The organism is Chryseobacterium sp. NG-CE01 (assembly GCF_055695505.1).
Genome location: NZ_CM146369.1, coordinates 4067038 through 4085069, shown reverse-complemented (window position 1 = coordinate 4085069; position 18032 = coordinate 4067038). Strand labels below are relative to the sequence as shown.

At 38.5% G+C, this 18032-nt stretch carries 13 protein-coding genes; 9 read left to right on the top strand and 4 right to left on the bottom strand.

Annotated elements, in window-relative coordinates; all coding sequences use genetic code 11:
- Nucleotides 1–140: 140 nt before the first annotated feature.
- Complete coding sequence (locus tag ACYT6F_RS18655) at nt 141–1448, bottom strand: T9SS type A sorting domain-containing protein (protein ID WP_472599110.1); 1308 nt, start codon at nt 1446–1448, stop codon at nt 141–143.
- A 210-nt stretch (nt 1449–1658) separates the two neighbouring features.
- On the bottom strand, nt 1659–2477 hold the full coding sequence (locus ACYT6F_RS18650) for a choice-of-anchor J domain-containing protein (RefSeq protein WP_472599109.1): 819 nt from the start codon (nt 2475–2477) through the stop codon (nt 1659–1661).
- Between the two features lie 96 nt (nt 2478–2573).
- On the opposite strand from ACYT6F_RS18650, the gene ACYT6F_RS18645 reads away from it, so the two are divergent.
- The 9 genes from ACYT6F_RS18645 to def all read left to right on the top strand — a co-directional run bounded on the left by ACYT6F_RS18645 (nt 2574) and on the right by def (nt 12566).
- On the top strand, nt 2574–4709 hold the full coding sequence (locus tag ACYT6F_RS18645) for a TonB-dependent receptor plug domain-containing protein (RefSeq protein ID WP_472599108.1): 2136 nt from the start codon (nt 2574–2576) through the stop codon (nt 4707–4709).
- Between the two features lie 11 nt (nt 4710–4720).
- Nucleotides 4721–5848 (top strand): HmuY family protein, encoded by a 1128-nt coding sequence (locus ACYT6F_RS18640; RefSeq protein ID WP_472599107.1) that lies wholly within the window; start codon nt 4721–4723, stop codon nt 5846–5848.
- A 123-nt stretch (nt 5849–5971) separates the two neighbouring features.
- Nucleotides 5972–6847 carry a heme/hemin ABC transporter substrate-binding protein gene (locus ACYT6F_RS18635; protein ID WP_472599106.1) on the top strand — a complete coding sequence of 292 codons (876 nt, stop codon included), beginning with the start codon at nt 5972–5974 and terminating at the stop codon, nt 6845–6847.
- A complete protein-coding gene (locus ACYT6F_RS18630; RefSeq protein WP_472599105.1) occupies nt 6831–7874 on the top strand; it encodes a FecCD family ABC transporter permease in 1044 nt (347 codons plus the stop codon). Before ACYT6F_RS18635 ends, ACYT6F_RS18630 begins: the two co-directional genes overlap by 17 nt.
- Complete coding sequence (locus tag ACYT6F_RS18625; RefSeq protein ID WP_472599104.1) at nt 7871–8641, top strand: heme ABC transporter ATP-binding protein; 771 nt, start codon at nt 7871–7873, stop codon at nt 8639–8641. Before ACYT6F_RS18630 ends, ACYT6F_RS18625 begins: the two co-directional genes overlap by 4 nt.
- Nucleotide 8642: 1 nt before the next feature.
- Nucleotides 8643–9293 (top strand): class I SAM-dependent methyltransferase, encoded by a 651-nt coding sequence (locus tag ACYT6F_RS18620; RefSeq protein ID WP_472599103.1) that lies wholly within the window; start codon nt 8643–8645, stop codon nt 9291–9293.
- A gap of 4 nt (nt 9294–9297) precedes the next feature.
- Complete coding sequence (locus ACYT6F_RS18615) at nt 9298–10326, top strand: hemin-degrading factor (RefSeq protein WP_472599102.1); 1029 nt, start codon at nt 9298–9300, stop codon at nt 10324–10326.
- A gap of 464 nt (nt 10327–10790) precedes the next feature.
- On the top strand, nt 10791–11663 hold the full coding sequence (locus ACYT6F_RS18610; RefSeq protein WP_472599101.1) for a ChaN family lipoprotein: 873 nt from the start codon (nt 10791–10793) through the stop codon (nt 11661–11663).
- Between the two features lie 273 nt (nt 11664–11936).
- Complete coding sequence (gene def / locus ACYT6F_RS18605) at nt 11937–12566, top strand: peptide deformylase (protein WP_472599100.1); 630 nt, start codon at nt 11937–11939, stop codon at nt 12564–12566.
- A gap of 8 nt (nt 12567–12574) precedes the next feature.
- Here the strand turns inward: def and ACYT6F_RS18600 are convergent, their stop codons facing one another.
- Both ACYT6F_RS18600 and ACYT6F_RS18595 read right to left on the bottom strand, forming a co-directional pair.
- Nucleotides 12575–13210, bottom strand: a complete 636-nt coding sequence (locus ACYT6F_RS18600; protein WP_472599099.1) for a hypothetical protein — start codon at nt 13208–13210, stop codon at nt 12575–12577.
- Nucleotides 13211–13323: 113 nt separating this feature from the next.
- On the bottom strand, nt 13324–17946 hold the full coding sequence (locus ACYT6F_RS18595; protein WP_472599098.1) for an FG-GAP-like repeat-containing protein: 4623 nt from the start codon (nt 17944–17946) through the stop codon (nt 13324–13326).
- Between the last annotated feature and the right edge of the window lie 86 nt (nt 17947–18032).

Below are 18032 nucleotides of genomic sequence, written 5' to 3'. Positions count from 1 at the left end.
AAGATAACCTTATTAAAATCTAAAAGGCTGTTCACGAATGCGAGCAGCCTTTTATTAGAAAAAATAGAAAGTATTATTTGAAGTGAATTGTGAATGAGCAATTTTGAATTTTGAATTGACCTTTCACCATTCACAATTGCCTATTTCACGATCAGCTTTTTCGTTTCCGTCTGTCCGCCGAACGTTATTTTTACAAGGTAATTTCCTGAAGAAAGGTGCGAAAGATTCAGATCCTGCTTATAAAAGCCCGTCTGGTTGGTAAGTTCAGCAAAATGTACTTTTTTGCCTGACAGATCATACACTTCCACATTCCCTTTGCTGCTGAGCTTTTCTTTAACATCAAATAAAACAGTGACCTGTTTATCTGCCGTTGTCGGGTTAGGATAAATTCCGAAAGAAGCTTTTTTACCGGCAGCATCGGCTGTTCCTAAAAATGATGTAATATTTTTATACTTAAAATACATATTTCCGGTCTGTGAACCTTCGTTTGAAACGAAATACATTCTGTAATAGTCAGATCCCTGTTTGATGTAATACACTACGTCACTGTAAACACCTACCGTCGGTTTCCAGGAATGACCGATGGTTGTAATATTGTTTGAAAATGAAGAAACTACAGGAAGAGTAGAAGCTGTAGTTGCCTGAGTCTCGGGCTGTACTTTGGCTACCGTGATATTGCTGTTCTGTATCACACCCGACATTCTGTACTTCGTAGTAGCAGGCTGGCCTGTATTCGGGTCGGTGTACGGATAATCGGTCCAGTATCTTGTAAACATAAGGTCCCAGTTGGCTTTTGGAGGCTCCAGATTAGTTACTTTATCTCCGGTTGCAAAAGAGAAATAGTTAAAATACGCATCATCGGTTCCGTTGGCTATGGTTTTTGAAACGGTGGTATCCCACGAGGAAGTGGCGGCATTCCATTTGGCATATTTAAAAGTATACCCTCCGAAATAATCATCAATCATGAATTTGTAATAGGTATTGCTCAAAACATATTTCAGGATAAAAATTACTTTTCCTTCAATATGATGATTTCCCGGATTATATTCACCCCAGCCGTAAGCAGCTGTTCCCTGTTCGAAGGCACCTTCCTGGATAGATGTTGTATTGTCAAGGTTATATAGCGGTGATCCGTATGAAGAAACAACGTTCGTGGTAATGGAATTCCAGTCGTTCGGATTAGCGGAAGCCTGATAGACTTCTATATTTTGTGCATCATTGATTCTCGTCCCGAAATTCATGCTCGAATTTCTGAAAAATGCGATATCCCAGGTATTGGCAGGCTGAGATTGTATAGTATTGGAACTAAGATCGAAAAATACACGGTTCTGGTAACTGGCACCCATAGACATATTTACTGTCGTATATCCATTGGCATCAACCTGTGAAAGAGCAGTCTGCTGAACTCCTAAAGCAAGCATTGAAGCGAAAAGTAGTTTTGTTTTCATAATATCAGATGTAAATTATTATTTAGAATTATTCTACAAAACTAGATAAATTATTTTTAATTGTTCTAAATAAAATATGATTTTTGTCGTGTTTTAAAATTTAAATTTTAATTATTTAAAGGAAATAATGAGCTTCAGCGTACTCTAAAAAAAAAGACCGATCTATGAAATCATAAATCAGTCTCCCGCTGTAAAGCTGTCTAATTAATCTTATTTCTTTATAAACTTCGATTTTACTGCAGAACCTTCTGCAGTTTCAATGATGATATAGTATACTCCTTTTTGCAATGTGCTGATATCGAAAGATCTGCCTGCTAATTTTCCTGCTGCTACTTTTTGGCCTGATGCAGAATAAATACTGATGTTTTTCGGATCTTTTTTCGTGATAAACTGTAACGCGGTATTTTCTGCATTCACTGCAAATTTTACAGATTCCTGAGATTTGATCTGATCGGAAACAGCAAGATTGGAAGCGGTGTTATATACAACATTATCAATCTGTACTGCCACGTGCGTTGCCGAAGGAGTAAACCGGAATACAATATACTGAGATGTAGAAGCCGGGATGGTAAGGCTGATATTCTGAACAGCTCCGATTGTTGATACGGTGATTGGATTTCCCACGGCAACAAATGTAGACATATCTGCAGGATTTGAAGCCAGTCCGATCTGTATCGTTCCCGGACCAGGCGACGGGGAAACTAACGTAGTCTGGAATGATAATGTTTTGTCGCCTGCAGGAGCTATAATCTGCGGTGAAATAAGGTAAGAGGGTGCAGAACCGTTGTTTCCGGCATAAGACTGTACGAACTTATTGGCTGAATTATTATTGTCTATAGCAACGATCATTCTGGGAGATACCGGTGGAAATTCCTGTGTTGGAGAAGCCGTTATGGCCGACCAGCCACCTTGTGGGAAAGTAGTGTTTCCCGCGGTAAAGCCGTCAAAGTTTTCATTAAGTGTTGCTACCTGCGCCTGTGCAGCCATTGCTGTAAAGAGTAAAGTTCCTAAAAGTAGTTTTAGTTTCATAACGTTATTTTTATTTAGAATTATTCCACAAAATTATAATAATTATTTTTAACTGTTCTAAATAAAATTATATATTTGTCAAAAATTTTTCTCTCTATGAAAAAGAAAGTGCTTTCCATACTATCCTTATCCGTTATTTTATGGGTGAATGCACAGGAAAAAGATTCTTTAAAGCAGAAAACAATCGATGAGGTTGTCATTACCGGACAATTCATGCAGCAGTCAATTGACAAATCGATTTACAAAGTTGAAGTAATTGATGCGCAGCAGATCAAAAATATGGCGGTAACCAACGTTGCCGAAGTGCTGAATCAGAATCTTAATATTTTAATAGAACCCGGCAAAAGCTCAGGAAATTCAACGGCCAACATCATGGGGCTCAGTGGTGAATACACTAAGATTCTTATTGATAATATTCCTGTGGTGAGTGATGAAGGAATGGGAAATCTTGTTGACCTTACTAAAATCAATGTCAACAATATTGAAAGAATTGAGGTAGTAAAAGGTTCAATGGGCGTGGAATACGGAAATAATGCGGTAGCCGGAGTTATCAATATCATTACGAAAAAAAATTATAGTAAAAAGTTTACCGCGCTGGCATCCATACAGGAAGAAACAGTACGAAATGACTACGACTGGTTCAAAAAAGGAAACGGACGCCATATCCAGTCACTGAATCTTGGTTATAGGTTTAACGACTATTGGTCAGTTTCCGCAGACATCAATCATAATGATTTCCAGGGTTATAGAGGTTCTCTGAACGGATATAAATATTTCAGCGAAAACAACGACGGAAAACGAGGGTATGACTGGCAGCCGAAAGATCAGATTACGGCAAACGGAACCATCCGTTACAGCAAAAACAACACAAGCTTTTTTTACAAGCTGAACTTTCTTACGGAAGAAATCAACTACTATAATCCTTTAGTTACGGATCTTCCATTGGGTGGAGGAAACAGAACATATACCGCAAACGACAAAGATTATCACACCAACCGATGGATTCATCAGTTTAATATTCAGACAAAACTGGGAAGAATAAATTACAACGGAGACTTCTCTTTTCAAAGCCAGGAAAGAAAATCACAGCTTTACACGTATGATGTTCCCAACAGACAGGAAATTGCAAGAGATCCTGAAATTACTTTTTATAAATCTAATGTACTGTACTCAAGAGGAATGTTCAGTAATTTTTTAGATAATGAAAAAATTAATTTTCAGCTTGGATACGAACTGGACAGAACTAAAGGGTTTGCCGATGCCACCACTTTTGAAAGCAATAATAACGGAAAAAGTATTGAACGTGCGATCTTTAATTATGCTAATTTCTTATCAGCCGAATGGAAGGTCAACGATTGGTTTTCATTCCGTCCTGGAGTTAGATTGACCTTGAGTGACAGGTTCAGTTCGCAATATAACTATTCAGGAACACTAAGATTTACAACCTCTGAAAATTCGGATATCCGTGCCGTTTTCGGTTCTGCCAACCGCTTTCCAACCTATGATGAATTATACACTTTTGTAGTAGATAACAATCACGACATCAGAGGAAATGAAAATTTAAAACCTGAAACCGGTTATTCTGCTTCCGTTTTCTGGGATTATGCTTCAACCAACTCCAGCAACTGGAAATTTAATTTCAGCCTGTCGGGAATGTACCTGGACGTGCAAAACAGAATACAAGATGTGATCATCAACAACAGCCCTCTACAGATCACTTTTCTGAATGTAGACGATTACAGATCAATCTTATTCGGAGGGGGAATTAATGTAAGAAAAGGAGATCTTTCTTTAAATGCAGGAGTTTCGGTTATGGGTGTTTCACAGGTTTTAAATACGGGAAACATCACTTCACCTGATGATTATAATTATTATGCGGAGGCAAATCTTGCCGCCAACTACACTTTGCCGTTGTCAAAAACTTTGTTTGCACTGTATTATAAATACACCGGAACTCAGCGTCGCTACACCTATCAGGGAAAAGAAAACGATCCGGGAGATCCGGGGCAATATATTTTAGGGGAAATCGGGGATTTCAGTATGTTGAATTTCACGGTAAGCCAGCCTTTCTTTAATAATCATTTTGAAATAAGTGCGGGAATTAAAAACATCTTCGACGTGACAAATGTAAGGAATACGATTCAGTCGGGAGATACCCACAACGCCTCTTCCGGACTGCAGAATCTGTTCTATGGACGAAGTTATTTCATGAGGTTAAATTATAATTTTTAAATACATTAAAAATGAAAAAAATATTCTATTGTTTGCTTGTAGGAGCTTCCTTTATATCTCAATCCTGTATTAATGATAATGAAGATCCTGTATCGGTAGCCAAAATAGAAGGAGCTATTGCAGATCCAAGGGTAGGCGGGGCAACACAGCCCAATCAGGTGTGGATCGATCTCAGCGAAACAGATCCGATAACGAAAGGACCTTTACAAAAACTGACCAGAAGAACCGATTGGGATCTCGCCCTGTATTCAGGACCGGAATTTAAAGTGGTGTTGAATTCTTCCATCATGATGGCTGCAGCTAAAATCCCTAATGTTACAGATTTCAGTCAGGTAACGGAAGCTACCGTTTCCACCTTGAAAAATCAGGTTCAGGTAGCCAATTTCAATCCTGCCAACGAGGTTTTTATCGATGATGTTAAAGGGAATTTTCCTTCCGGATATACTGCTATTGAAGAAATTAAAGCCAATGATTCTGAGAATGCGGTTTATCTTGTCAATATGGGTAAAGAAATCTACAATGGTTCGGTACCCGTTGGTTCTGTAGCTACGGGAGGCGACAGCCGAGGCTGGAAAAAAGTACAGATTTTACGGTCTGGGGAAGGCTATAAAGTAAAATCAGCAGATATTGATGGCAATAATTATTTTGAAATAACGGTAGCCAAAAATGCTCTCTATAACTATAATTTTATCAGTTTAAAAAATAAAAACGAAGTATCCATTCAACCCGAAAAGAAAAAGTGGGACCTTTGTTTCACGGTATTCACCAACACCATTTCCGGAGCAGGAAGCTATATTTATGCCGACTTTGTAACGATCAATAATATTGGCGGAACAGGCGCTTATGAGGTAATTGTTCCTGCAGGAACTTCAGGAGTGGAAGCGTATAATAATTTTAAAACTTCTGATATTGATCCATCCAAATTCATCTACGATGATCAGCGTGTAATCGGGTCCAACTGGAGAAATCCTGTAGGCACCAATGGTCTGGAAGTTTACGGGGACCGTTTTTATATTCTTAAAGATCCCAACGGGTATTATTTCAAGTTGAGATTTACCAGACTTACCAAGGCAAATACGGACGATCAGGGAGTTAAAGACGAAAGAGGTTTCCCTTCTTTCGAATATAAACCTTTGTAAATTAAATGATTTAATATCAGTGTAATTAGCTTAATACACCGCCTGTGCGAATGGAATATTCACAATTAAATCCTTTGCGGACGTTGTGTTATCAAATAAAATAAACAAATAATAAGTATATCTATGAAAAAATTCATCCTTGCAGCTTCTGTGCTGATGGCAGTGTATTCCTGCAAAAAAGAAAACGCAGCTACAGAAACTCAGACTGAAACAAAAACCGAAACACCGAAATCAAGCAATAAAATTGTAACACTAAACGGTGGGATCACAGAAATTGTAGCAGCGTTAGGCCACGAAAAAGAAATCGTGGGAACAGATGTTACCAGCACGTATCCGGAATCTCTTAAAGCGACAGCGAAAGATTTAGGGCACGTACGATCCATGACCATCGAGCCGATCATGGCCGTATCTCCGACATTGATTTTAGCTTCAGATAAAGACATTAATCCTGAACTGATGGGTAAAATCAAATCTTCAGGAATTAAAACTGAAATTTTTAAACAGGAATTTACCGTAGACGGAACCAAAAAATTGATTGCAAATGTTGCAAAAGCCATCGGAAATACAGATTATCAAAAGCTCAACGACAAAATTGATGCGGATTTGAAGCAGATTCAGCCTATCGCTAAAAAGCCGAAAGTATTATTCATCTACGCCAGAGGAAATATGCTGATGGTTTCAGGAAAAAATACACCAATGGCTTCTTTAATTGAAATTGCAGGAGGTGAAAATGCGGTTAATGACTTTGAAGATTTTAAACCTTTAACACCGGAAGCTGTTGTAAAAGCAAATCCTGATGTTTTATTCTTCTTCACCAGCGGACTGCAGGGTGCCGGAGGAAACGAAGGAGCGCTTAAAATGCCGGGTGTTGCCCAAACCAATGCCGGGAAAAATAAAAAAATCATCGCAATGGATGGCGGACTGGTTTCCGGTTTCGGGCCAAGACTGGGTGAGGCTGCTGTACAATTAAACAAACTTCTCGTTGAAAACACAAAGTAAATTATACGTTTACATTACCATAAGTGCCATACTGCTTCTCATCATAGCAGTATGGTCACTTAATACCGGGGTTTATGACTTTGCCGGAAAATCTGCTTTTGAAGTGTTGGGAAAAGTCATAAAAAATGATCCAACCTTGTCTTTAAGTGATAAATATGTGGTCTGGGACGTAAGAGCAGCCAGAATTATTATGGCGATACTCATCGGAAGTATGCTTGCCGTTTCCGGAACGAGCCTCCAGGGACTGTTTAAAAATCCGCTGGCAACAGGAGATTTAATCGGACTGACATCAGGAGCAACATTACTTGCAGCAATTACGATTGTTTTAGGAGGGCATTTCAGACAGTATCTTCCTGAAGCTGTACAATTTTCGCTGGTGGGTATTGCCGCTTTTGTCGGGTCATTGCTATCAATGCTGTTGGTGTATAAAATCTCAACAAGCGGAGGAAAAACCAATGTGGTCATGATGCTGTTGTCGGGAGTTGCCATTACAGCCATCGGATTTTCCATCACCGGATTCCTGATTTATATTTCTAAAGACGAGCAGTTAAGAGATTTAACATTTTGGAATTTAGGAAGCTTAGCTGCTGCGACCTGGACGAAAAATATCATTTTGGGAATTGTTCTGATCATTTCCTACCTCATTCTGTTGCCTAAAGGCAAAGCATTAAACGCCATGATGCTGGGTGAGAAAGATGCGCAGCATCTGGGAATCAATGTGGAGGTCCTCAAAAAACAGATTATCATTATTACGGCATTAATGATCGGAAGCTGTGTGGCATTTTCGGGAACAATTGGGTTTGTCGGGCTTATTGTACCGTATATTTTAAGGCTTTTATTTAAATCAGATTATGCCTTCATCCTGCCTTTATCAGCAATCTGCGGAAGTATTTTACTGTTGACGGCAGATACATTCAGCAGGAGCATTGTTGAACCTTCGGAACTTCCTGTCGGGATTTTAACGGCATTAATGGGAGGTCCCATATTCATTGCCATTTTGGTTAAATTCAAAAAATCACTGTCATGATAAAGGCACATCAGATCAGTTACAGACATAAAGAATTTCATATTCTGGATTCGGTGGATGTACATCTCGGATATGGAGAATTTTTGGCCATCGTAGGTCCGAACGGAGCCGGAAAATCAAGTTTGTTGAGTATTCTGGCAAATGAAGTAAAATCGAAACAACAGGTTTTATTTAAAGATAAAAACATCAGCGACTGGAAGGTCAACGAGCTTTCAAAACACAAAGCCAAATTTTCCCAGCACAACAGCAATGATATTCCGCTTGAGGTGAAAGATGTTGTGATGATGGGCCGCTACCCGTATTTCGATGCACAGCCGGCCAAGGAAGATTATGAAGCCATGAATACGATGATGTACGAAACCGATATTTTCCATTTAAAAGAAAGAGAATACAATACGTTATCAGGAGGTGAAAAACAAAGAGTGCACTTATCCAGGGTCATGGCGCAACTTCAGAATGAAATTGCCCACAAGGTTCTTTTTCTTGATGAGCCTCTGAATAATCTGGACGTAAAACATCAGTACAAAGCATTGGAAATCATCAAAAAATTTACGGGAAAAACGAATTCAGCCATTGTTGTACTCCATGATCTGAATCTGGCGGCGCAATATGCGGATAAAATCTTACTAATGAAATCAGGACGTGTGAAGGCCTGTGGAACACCGGCAGAAGTTTTTACCGCTGAAAACATCAGTGAAGCCTACAATTTTCCCTGCACGATCTGTGATCATCCGATTACGGGCAGGCCAATGATTATTTTTGGATAATATGGAAAAAGAAGATTTAAAAATATTAGCACAAAACCTTGCCAATCCGCAGGGAGAGAAGGGAATTGAAATCGGCGAAATGATGAATGCCACCAATATCGGAATGACACTGGAAAGCATTCAGACGCTTTTAATAGAAGATGATGAACACATCCTTGAAATCGGGCACGGAAATGCTGACCATGTGAAAAGCATTCTGAACAAAGCAACAAATATAAAATATACCGGGATTGATATTTCCGAAACCATGCACAAGGAAGCAAAAAGACTGAATAAACATTTTGGAGATCAGGCGAATTTTGTTTTGTATGAGGGAAAGAAATTACCATTTCAGGATAAAACTTTCGACAAGATATTTACGGTAAACACCGTGTATTTCTGGGAGCAGCCTGTTGAATATTTAAATGAGATTTATCGGGTTCTGAAAGACAGCGGAATGTTTGTACTTACTTTCGGACAGCGGGATTTCATGGAAAAACTGCCTTTCACACAGTTTGATTTCAAATTGTACAGCACTAGCGAAATGGAAGAAACTGTTTCCGGGAGCCATTTTAAAAGAATGAAAATTTCAGAGCGGGAAGAGCAGATCAAAAGCAAAACATCAGAAGAAACAATAACAAGAAATTATACAATTTTAACCATTAAAAAATAAAATAATGAGCACATTAGTACACGATCTTAAAGAAAAATGGGAAGCTCTTAAAGCAGATAATCCACATTTGAGAATCCGCAACGCAGCGGCAGAACTGGGCGTAAGCGAAGCAGAGCTGCTGGCTACGAATGTAGGGGAAGGCGTAACGGTTTTAAAGCCGGAATTTAAAGATATTCTGACGGATGCTGAGCAATTAGGGAAAGTAATGGCGCTTACCCGCAATGACGAATGTGTTCATGAAAGAAAAGGAACTTACCTGAATGGTGATTTCAGCAGTCCTCATGCACAGCTTTTCGTGGGGGAAGATATCGACCTCAGAATTTTTCTTAACCACTGGAAGTTCGCTTTTGCAGTGGTGGAAGGTGATAAAAAAAGCCTGCAGTTCTTTGGAAAAGACGGACTGGCATTACATAAAATCTATTTAACCAAAGACAGCATTGAAGCTGCTTTTGATGCAATAGTGGAAAAATTTAAAGCAGATGAGCAGCCTTCAATCATAGAATGTGGAGCTGTTTTGCCTAAAGCAGAAGAGAAACCGGATTCCGAAATCGATGTGGAAGGTTTCCGAAAAGCATGGACAGACCTGAAAGATACGCACGATTTCTTCATGATGACCAGAAAATTCGGGGTGAGCAGAACGCAGGCGTTAAGACTGGCTCCGGAAGGCTTCACCAAAAAAATCGACAGCTCGAAAGTGGTCAATGTTTTGGAAGATGCTTCAGAAAAGCAGCTGCCGATTATGATTTTTGTCGGAAACAGAGGAATCATCCAGATTCATACTGGAAATGTTAAAAAAACACTTTGGCATCAGCAGTGGTTCAATGTGATGGATCCGGATTTTAACCTTCATCTTGATGTGACTAAGATCGCTGAAGCATGGATCGTGAAGAAACCTACGGAAGACGGAGAGGTTACCGCTATTGAGGTGTTCAACAAAGAAGGAGACTTCATCGTACAGTTTTTCGGAAAAAGAAAGCCGGGAATCCCAGAACTGCAGGAGTGGAAAAACCTTGTCGCTGACCTGGAAAAATAAAATCGTTAGTTCAATAGAGGCCGTTTTTGCTTTTGCAGGACGGCTTCTTGTTAATTAGTAAAACAAATATATCTTTTGTGAGGTATAAAGCATAGTCTGAAATGCTTTAAACTCATTTTTATATACTTAAAGTATAGTATTTAACGCATGAAGTATCATTTTTAATGTATAAAGTATTATTTATGATGCTTTAAGTATAATCCTTAATGCATAAAGTATCATCTGTGATATATAAAGTATCATTTGAAATACTTTAAGTATACTCTTTAATGCATAATGAATGATTTTTCTATGTCAGGTATTGATAATAAGCGATTGAAACATATTCAGCATAATCTTACTGAAGTTTATATATCAATTATTCACCTGCACTGTTTTTACTGTACAAATCATTGCTGTCAGGTGTATTTTAGAGTAAAACTTTACGATCTTTGCGTTAAATTAAATAATCTGATTAAGTAAAAATGAAAAATATTTTCTCAATACTATTATTTGCTTTTTTCTGTTCATTGAACGCCCAGAATTTTAAGGCTTATCAGTTCTATAATAAAAAAGGAAAAGAAATCAATACCGAACAGCTGGTGAAGGAACTCGCCGATTACGATGTTGTTTTCTTTGGTGAAAATCATAATAATTCTATTAACCATTGGCTCCAGCTGAAAGTTACCGAGGCGCTTTACCAAAAGAAAAACGGACAGCTGATTCTGGGTGCGGAAATGTTTGAAAGAGACAATCAGGAACAGCTCAACAAATATCTTAACGGGACGTTTGATGCGAAAACGCTCAAGGATTCCGCAAGGTTGTGGAATAATTTTTCAACAGATTATAAACCTTTGGTAGATTTCGCCAAAGCCCAAAAACTGCCTTTCATTGCCAGCAATGTTCCCAGAAGATATGCTTCCCAGACTTCAAAAGAGGGACTGGAATCTCTGAACAGCTTACCGGCAAAAGACAAAACTTATATGGCGCAGCTTCCGATAAAGGTAACACTGGAAACTCCGGGTTATCAGGAAATGAAAAAGATGATGGGCGACCATGCTGAGGAAATGAAAGTGATGAATTTTATTTCCGCACAGGCGATCAAAGATGCGACGATGGCGGAGTCTGTCCTTAAAAATGTTAAGCCCGGAAAAATATTTGTCCATTACAACGGAAATTACCACAGCAAAGAGTTTGGCGGGATTTATTGGTACATCAGACAAAAGAATCCCAACCTGAAAATGGCGGTCATATCGGTTTTTGAATCCGAAGATCCTGAGCTGAAAGTTCCGGAAAAAGAGTACATTCCGACTGATTTTAATTTGATGCTTCCTGCGGATATGACGAAAACGTTTTAAAAGAACCGGGGAAAAGTTAAAAGAACCCAAGGTGGTATTGTGGAAAATTAAAACTCCCGGTGATTACACGGATTACGCAGATTTTAATTGAGTCTTTAATTTTAGAATTTAAATAAAACTTAAAAAAATCAATAAAATTATTCACAATCATCTGTGGGAATCTTTAAGATCTATGGTCAAAGATATACCAAAAAGCGACTAAGACCTTAAATAATACGAATCGGTTTTGAAAAATTTAAAACATCTTTTATTTTTGTCTGATATTCCGTTAATATGAAAAAAATATCATTTCTTTTCGTCCTTTTAATGAGTCTTTTGAACGCACAGAAACTTACTTCTGATGAGATTTTTATAATTAATCAGGGAGATACCAATACTGCATTGCCGATTTACCAGACTACCGATGAACATCAGCATAAAACTTTATTAAGTCTCTCTACGGAAATTGATCCATTGGATAGAAATACCGCAGTTTTAGTTAAAAGAATGAAAGAATCCCTGCTGTCAACGGACGATGGAGTAGGAATCGCGGCACCGCAAGTGGGAATCAACCGAAAAGTGATCTGGGTACAGCGTTTTGATAAACCCGGTGAACCGTTGGAGTACTTCATCAATCCGGTCATTGTCTGGAAATCTGAGCTGCAGAATCTCGGTCCGGAAGGTGATCTCTCGATTCCTGATTTCAGGGACCAGTTTTACAGAAGCAAGGTGATCCAGCTGGAATATGTTGACTTACAAGGGCAAAAATATTCTGAGATGGTGGAAGGATTTACCGCCGTTATTTTCCAGCATGAGATCGACCATCTTTTCGGAATTTTAATTTCTGATAAAAAGGAGAAAGAAAAGAATAATTCGTACCAGAAAGTGGAGGCTTTCAAAAGGGCAGACTCTATGACAAGATAATCTTTGGATTAATTCTTCTGTGTATTGATATTACCAATCATATCAATAATTTCCAGAAAATTATTTTCTTTTTTAAAAGCTCTTATCTTTTCAATAATTTCAGGATAATCTTTGAAAAGCAGGTAAAGATTTTCTTTTGCCTTTTCATATTTTTTATCTTTCATCCTGATGACATACGGATAGGCATATAGTTTTTTTTCTGGATCTGAAGAGTCCTGAAACACAAAATTCATGTAGTCCTGTGGTGTTCTTGTTATCGCATTATATCCCCTGATTGAGGTGAGATAAATATTAAATTTTCCTTCTGAAATGACCTCTCCGAATGTATTTTCGATTTTCGTGGGAGTACCGATAAGTGCATAATTATCCGCATATCCCTGAAAATTGTGCAGAGGCACAAATTTCATATTTCCTGAAGAAAAACTTATAAGATCATCGGGAGTATATTTTACCGGATTTTCATTTTCATCTTTTCTGAATCTCAGCTTATCATTCTGGCTGGGATACCATTTGATCTGTCCGCTCATTTCTGACGAATCTTTAAGAATAACTTTTCCGTCGGCAAATTGTGTTGCAAAATTGTAATCTTGTCCGTAAGAGAATACTGCAGTAAAAATGAAAACAAGGCTGAAAAGTAGTTTCATGAAATTAAGTTTTATAAACCCCAAAAGTATGAATTATTTTAGTTCGAAGCACAGTTTTACGAAAAGAAGGCCGCCCAAATGGCGGCCTCCAACAATATTAATCACGGACAAAATTATTCTTTGAATTTAACGATCATTTTTTTTGTGTATGCTTTATTGTCTGAGTCTGTAACTTTCAGAAGATAATATCCTTTAATTTCTAATGGCAGATCAATTTTCACTTCTTCTGAAGGACTGAAATTCTTTTCTAAAATGAGCACGCCATTAACATCGATAACCTCAGCTTTTATGATTTTCTTTCTTGTATATTCCATGCCTTTTCTGTGTTCAAGTCTTATGGATGCTACATCATTCACAGGATTTGGGTAAAGATAAACCACTGTCATTTCCTGTTCCTGTTCTTTAGACTGAATGGTATTCACTACCGTATTGGTTTTCAAAAGATTCTCATCATCAAATGCAATGAATGCGCTGTTTTTGATTTTCGTGTCTTCTTTTAACCCTTTTTTAGGAAGAATTGAGAAAGTTACATAGCCCTGAGACCTGTCTGAATCTACTGAAGTAGGTGGTAAAAATACATTTTCGAGAGTAAAGGTAATCTTGTTATCTACAATTTCCGTAGAAACGTTATCGTGACTTGAAGATACCAGTTTAAAGGTATTGATATCTAATTCCTGAGGAATTGTATCGATAATTGATACATTTTGAGTGGCAAAATTTCCTACGTTTTCAAATCTGACGGTATAAGTAAGCAGCTGATCGGGAAGTATATAGCCTTCTTTTCCATAGCCCTTCGGAGAAACCAGGATATCATTAGGATCTATAGCTCCGTATACGCTGTACTTTTGCGTCAAAACGTTATCATCTATGTTACAGTCTGTAGATGAGTTTACGACTTCTCCTTTAAAATCTAATTCGTCACCAATTAATACCGATGCGTCCGTACCGGTCATAAAACTTATTGTTTTATTATTGAAAGGATTTAACGATCCCACGCTCCAGGAATATCGTGTATAGTTTTTTGAATTTGCAACAAAACTTTCCTGCTGTGCTATAGGTAAAGACGGACTGATAATACTTACAGAAGAAGGTATGGTAAAGTTTAAAACGCTTGAACTGGATATATTTCGGGATTGATTACTCACCACAATTCTGAACTGATTATTGGTATATCCTTTACGGATAGCAGTTCCTCCCATATTTATTTTTAAATCTGTTGTGGCGCATGTTGAGTTGGCTGCAATGTATATTTTTTGGGAAGGCTGATAATTCGTCAGATCAAATAATTTTGAGCCTGCACTTAATCCGTTCTCTTCTAAAATTTTCAGCTCTACATCATTCTGTGTAGTATAAAAACTGAATGTTCCGGTATCACTGGAATATACTTTGGCATTGGTAGGCAGAACCTTAATAGCAGCTCTTGAAACGGTAGGCTCGTTGTCCTGCTTCACCCCATCGTTATTGCTGTCAAAGTAAACGATTCCGGTTACTTTTGTCTGTTGAGGCTCTACGATTTCCAGTATCTGGTTAGCAGAAATATTAGTCAGTTTCTGAATAATTCCACTCGCCCATTTAATGGTAATGGTGCTGATGGTTGCTGCGTTGCCCAATCCAAAGTGCTGTGTATAGCTGCTTTGTCCTCCAAAACCGCTTTGGCTGTTTACTTCTCTCATCTGCGTTCTGCTGCCTGTTTCTACAAATATTTTTGTTCCGATTGCAGACCCGTTACTTTCTGTAGCTTTCAGGTTAATTTCTATCCACTTATTGGTGTTTCCATTATTGATGAAAATATGGTTTTTCTGGTTAGAATGTGTCGCAACTGCAAGATCCAGATCTCCGTCATGATCGTAATCGCTCCAGGAATGTCCAAAAGAAAGTCCGAAATTATACGTAATCGCCTCATCTCTGTTTTCCGTAAAATTTCCGTTTCCATCATTAAAATAGAGGAATTTTCTTATTCTGTCATTGGTAACAAACAGGTCTAAATCTCCGTCGTTATCAATATCCGCAAAACTGCATCCATGAGAACTTCCTCCCTGGTTGACAATAGAATTGGTTATTTTTTGGAAATTTCCGTTTCCTAAATTTTTATATAAGAAATTGGTCGTGCTGTTGGAGTTGGTCACAAATAAATCCAGATCTCCATCATTATCAATATCTCCCCAGCAGCTTCCAACGGATTTTCCGCCTTCCTGATTAACGATATTATTTTTCTTAGAGAAGGTACCGTTTCCGTCGTTATGAAACAAAGAATTTTTGTTGCCAATACCATTCGGTACAAATAAATCCATCAATCCATCCTGGTCGTAATCTGCCCATGTTGGTCCGAGAGACGAGTTTGCTTCCAGCGGAATAGCATCTGTAAGCTCTTTTACAAAATTTCCGGTATTGGTGTTTCTGTGCAGTTCGTTGTATTTTGTAGGAAAATAGTTACACATAAAAACATCTGCTTTGTTATCATTGTCATAATCTGCAAAGGCGCCGCCGTGATAATAAGAAACATCCTGCGTAAAAGATTTGGTATTGTCTGCCACTAATGTACCGTTGTCATTTCTGTAAAAACGATTGGGATTTCTTGTATTATTAAGAACCAACAAGTCTTCATCTCCGTCATTATCTACATCTGCCCATGTACTGCTCATGGAAACACCGTCTTCAGGTAAAATCTGTCCTGCAGTAAAGCCTCCGGTTTTATTATTCATAAATATCAAATTAGGAGCGGTAAGTCCCATATCCGTAACATACAGGTCATCGTACCCGTCATTATTTATATCCACCCAGCTTATGGTCCAGGAGTTGGTTGTAAAAGAATCAAAAAGCGGGCTTTCCAGGCGGGAAAATATGAGTTTGGAAGTATTGGTTGTCTGTACGGATACAGAATTAGCGATCGTAGATTGCTGTGTTTCTCCGTTAACTTTTCCTGTTATAACTGTTTCAACGGTGGAGTTTAAAGTCGATCCTACCAATTCCCCGTTGTTGGCTCCTACAGTTGCTACAACTTTAGTTTCAATCTGATAGGTAGAATTAGGCTGTAAGGTCGGTAAGTTGTTGTATTCCACCTTTGTTTTATCATTAAGTTCTGTAATGACACCCGGTGTTTGAGATTGGTTGGGGTTCACTATTTTAGATTCCACGACCTTCAGCCCTTCCTGTACGATAACTTCAACAGAAGGCGAGGTTACTTCTCCGCCTGTTTTAACCTGAGAAATTACCGTTGCCTGCTCGGTAGGAATAAGCGTGTCATCGCTTACGCTGCTTGTCTGGGTAAAAGAATGTCCTAAAGAGCTTCCCGTATAACACATCCAGTTATCATTAAAATTACTATTCATAACTGCAATGTCATTATTACTGGTTACTACCAGATATGGTCTTTCTGGTCCGGAAGCCGTTCCTGTTCCATTATAAAATGCTTTCCATTCATTTAGGCTGATGGTGCAGTCGGCATACTTTTCAGGAGCAATGGTAAATGTTTTACTAAACTTTGTTCCGTTAGTCAATGCATCTTTTACCGTAACGGTAGCTCCTGTTTTTGAAAACAAATACAGATGTGAGAAAGAATCACCGTACTTTATGCCCGTTAAAGGATTGGTTACATTGGTTTCATTTCCGGGGGGAGCAATATATGTTAAGAAGCTTTTTCCTGCCGTTGTTCCGCTTTCGGAGGAAACCATTGTTGCCATATCGGAGGTTCCCGGAGAGCCAGTTTCAAACCAGTTTCCTTCAAAAACAGACACTCTCTTTCCTGCCGAGCAAGTAATTCTGAAAACGGTAGGATAAGAGACATTGCCATTGGTTTTTCCTACCCAGTCTCCCGCAGTTAACCGGTCAAGCGTGAAATTCTTTACAGTTACCCAATTTCCGTTCACAAAACGGTCCAGTTTCACTGCATTGGCATTGTCCCAGCTTACAATCCTGATTTCCTGCTCGCCAGCTGCCTGATAAGGAACCGCGAAATACATCAGCTCACCGGAAGAACTCCCATTAGATGTGGGCACATATCCTCCTCCGTCCCGCTCATTCCCGAATAATGCTCCATACTGCATGGTTACGGGTTTGTTGGCAATAAGCATATAGGTTTCTCCGGAAATCATCACATCTCTTCCTTCTGTAGAGCTATAAATCAGATCCTGGCCTACATTGATTGTTTTGGAAAAGACTTTTACTGCATTCTCTGCATTAACATCGGTAAATCCGGTATTGGTCTTGGGCTGGGTTGAAATTTTATAAAAATCAATTACCGTGTTATTCTGATAGGCAAATACATTAATATCTCTGTTGGAAGAGGTTATCATGGGAGCATACACAATAAATTTTTGTCCGATAGAGCTTTTATCAACACTTGGAACCCAGTCGTGCTGCCAATCGCTGTTCGTGCTTTGTGAAGCATACACCAGTTTGTTTGATTTTACAATAAAATAATCGCCGTCCCATTTTAAAACGCCGCCGGAAGCATATCTGGCATCGTCATTAATTCCGTTATCCTTAATATACAGAACATAGCTTTGTCCTGCTTTTAGGATACCGGACTTAGAGTCGTCCGTATCTCCGTCTGCGCCGTCATCAATAATATTAAACTCGGTATCATCATAGATGGCGGTCACTATCAGGCAGACATTTCTCTGTACTGCATCATTATTCGGAGGAACATAAATCTGAAAGTAGGTTGAGGGTTCTCCCGTTGCGTAGAGGTTATTTATCCCTAAAAAAAGAATAAATAAAAAGAATAAATTTTTCATACTTGTTAATTATTTTAGGTATCCATCAATAATCAATAAATATGCTTTTTGTGTAAAGTGTTGTTAATTAAACAGTTAAGTTATGT

Bases quoted from the DNA above. Each gene is read 5' to 3' on its own strand.
- ACYT6F_RS18615 (WP_472599102.1), top strand. From the start codon at position 9,298: ATGAGCACATTAGTACACGATCTTAAAGAAAAATGGGAAGCTCTTAAA.
- ACYT6F_RS18650 (WP_472599109.1), bottom strand. From the start codon at position 2,477: ATGAAACTAAAACTACTTTTAGGAACTTTACTCTTTACAGCAATGGCT.
- ACYT6F_RS18635 (WP_472599106.1), top strand. From the start codon at position 5,972: ATGAAAAAATTCATCCTTGCAGCTTCTGTGCTGATGGCAGTGTATTCC.
- ACYT6F_RS18640 (WP_472599107.1), top strand. From the start codon at position 4,721: ATGAAAAAAATATTCTATTGTTTGCTTGTAGGAGCTTCCTTTATATCT.
- ACYT6F_RS18655 (WP_472599110.1), bottom strand. From the start codon at position 1,448: ATGAAAACAAAACTACTTTTCGCTTCAATGCTTGCTTTAGGAGTTCAG.
- ACYT6F_RS18600 (WP_472599099.1), bottom strand. From the start codon at position 13,210: ATGAAACTACTTTTCAGCCTTGTTTTCATTTTTACTGCAGTATTCTCT.
- ACYT6F_RS18620 (WP_472599103.1), top strand. From the start codon at position 8,643: ATGGAAAAAGAAGATTTAAAAATATTAGCACAAAACCTTGCCAATCCG.
- ACYT6F_RS18595 (WP_472599098.1), bottom strand. From the start codon at position 17,946: ATGAAAAATTTATTCTTTTTATTTATTCTTTTTTTAGGGATAAATAAC.
- def (WP_472599100.1), top strand. From the start codon at position 11,937: ATGAAAAAAATATCATTTCTTTTCGTCCTTTTAATGAGTCTTTTGAAC.
- ACYT6F_RS18645 (WP_472599108.1), top strand. From the start codon at position 2,574: ATGAAAAAGAAAGTGCTTTCCATACTATCCTTATCCGTTATTTTATGG.
- ACYT6F_RS18625 (WP_472599104.1), top strand. From the start codon at position 7,871: ATGATAAAGGCACATCAGATCAGTTACAGACATAAAGAATTTCATATT.
- ACYT6F_RS18610 (WP_472599101.1), top strand. From the start codon at position 10,791: ATGAAAAATATTTTCTCAATACTATTATTTGCTTTTTTCTGTTCATTG.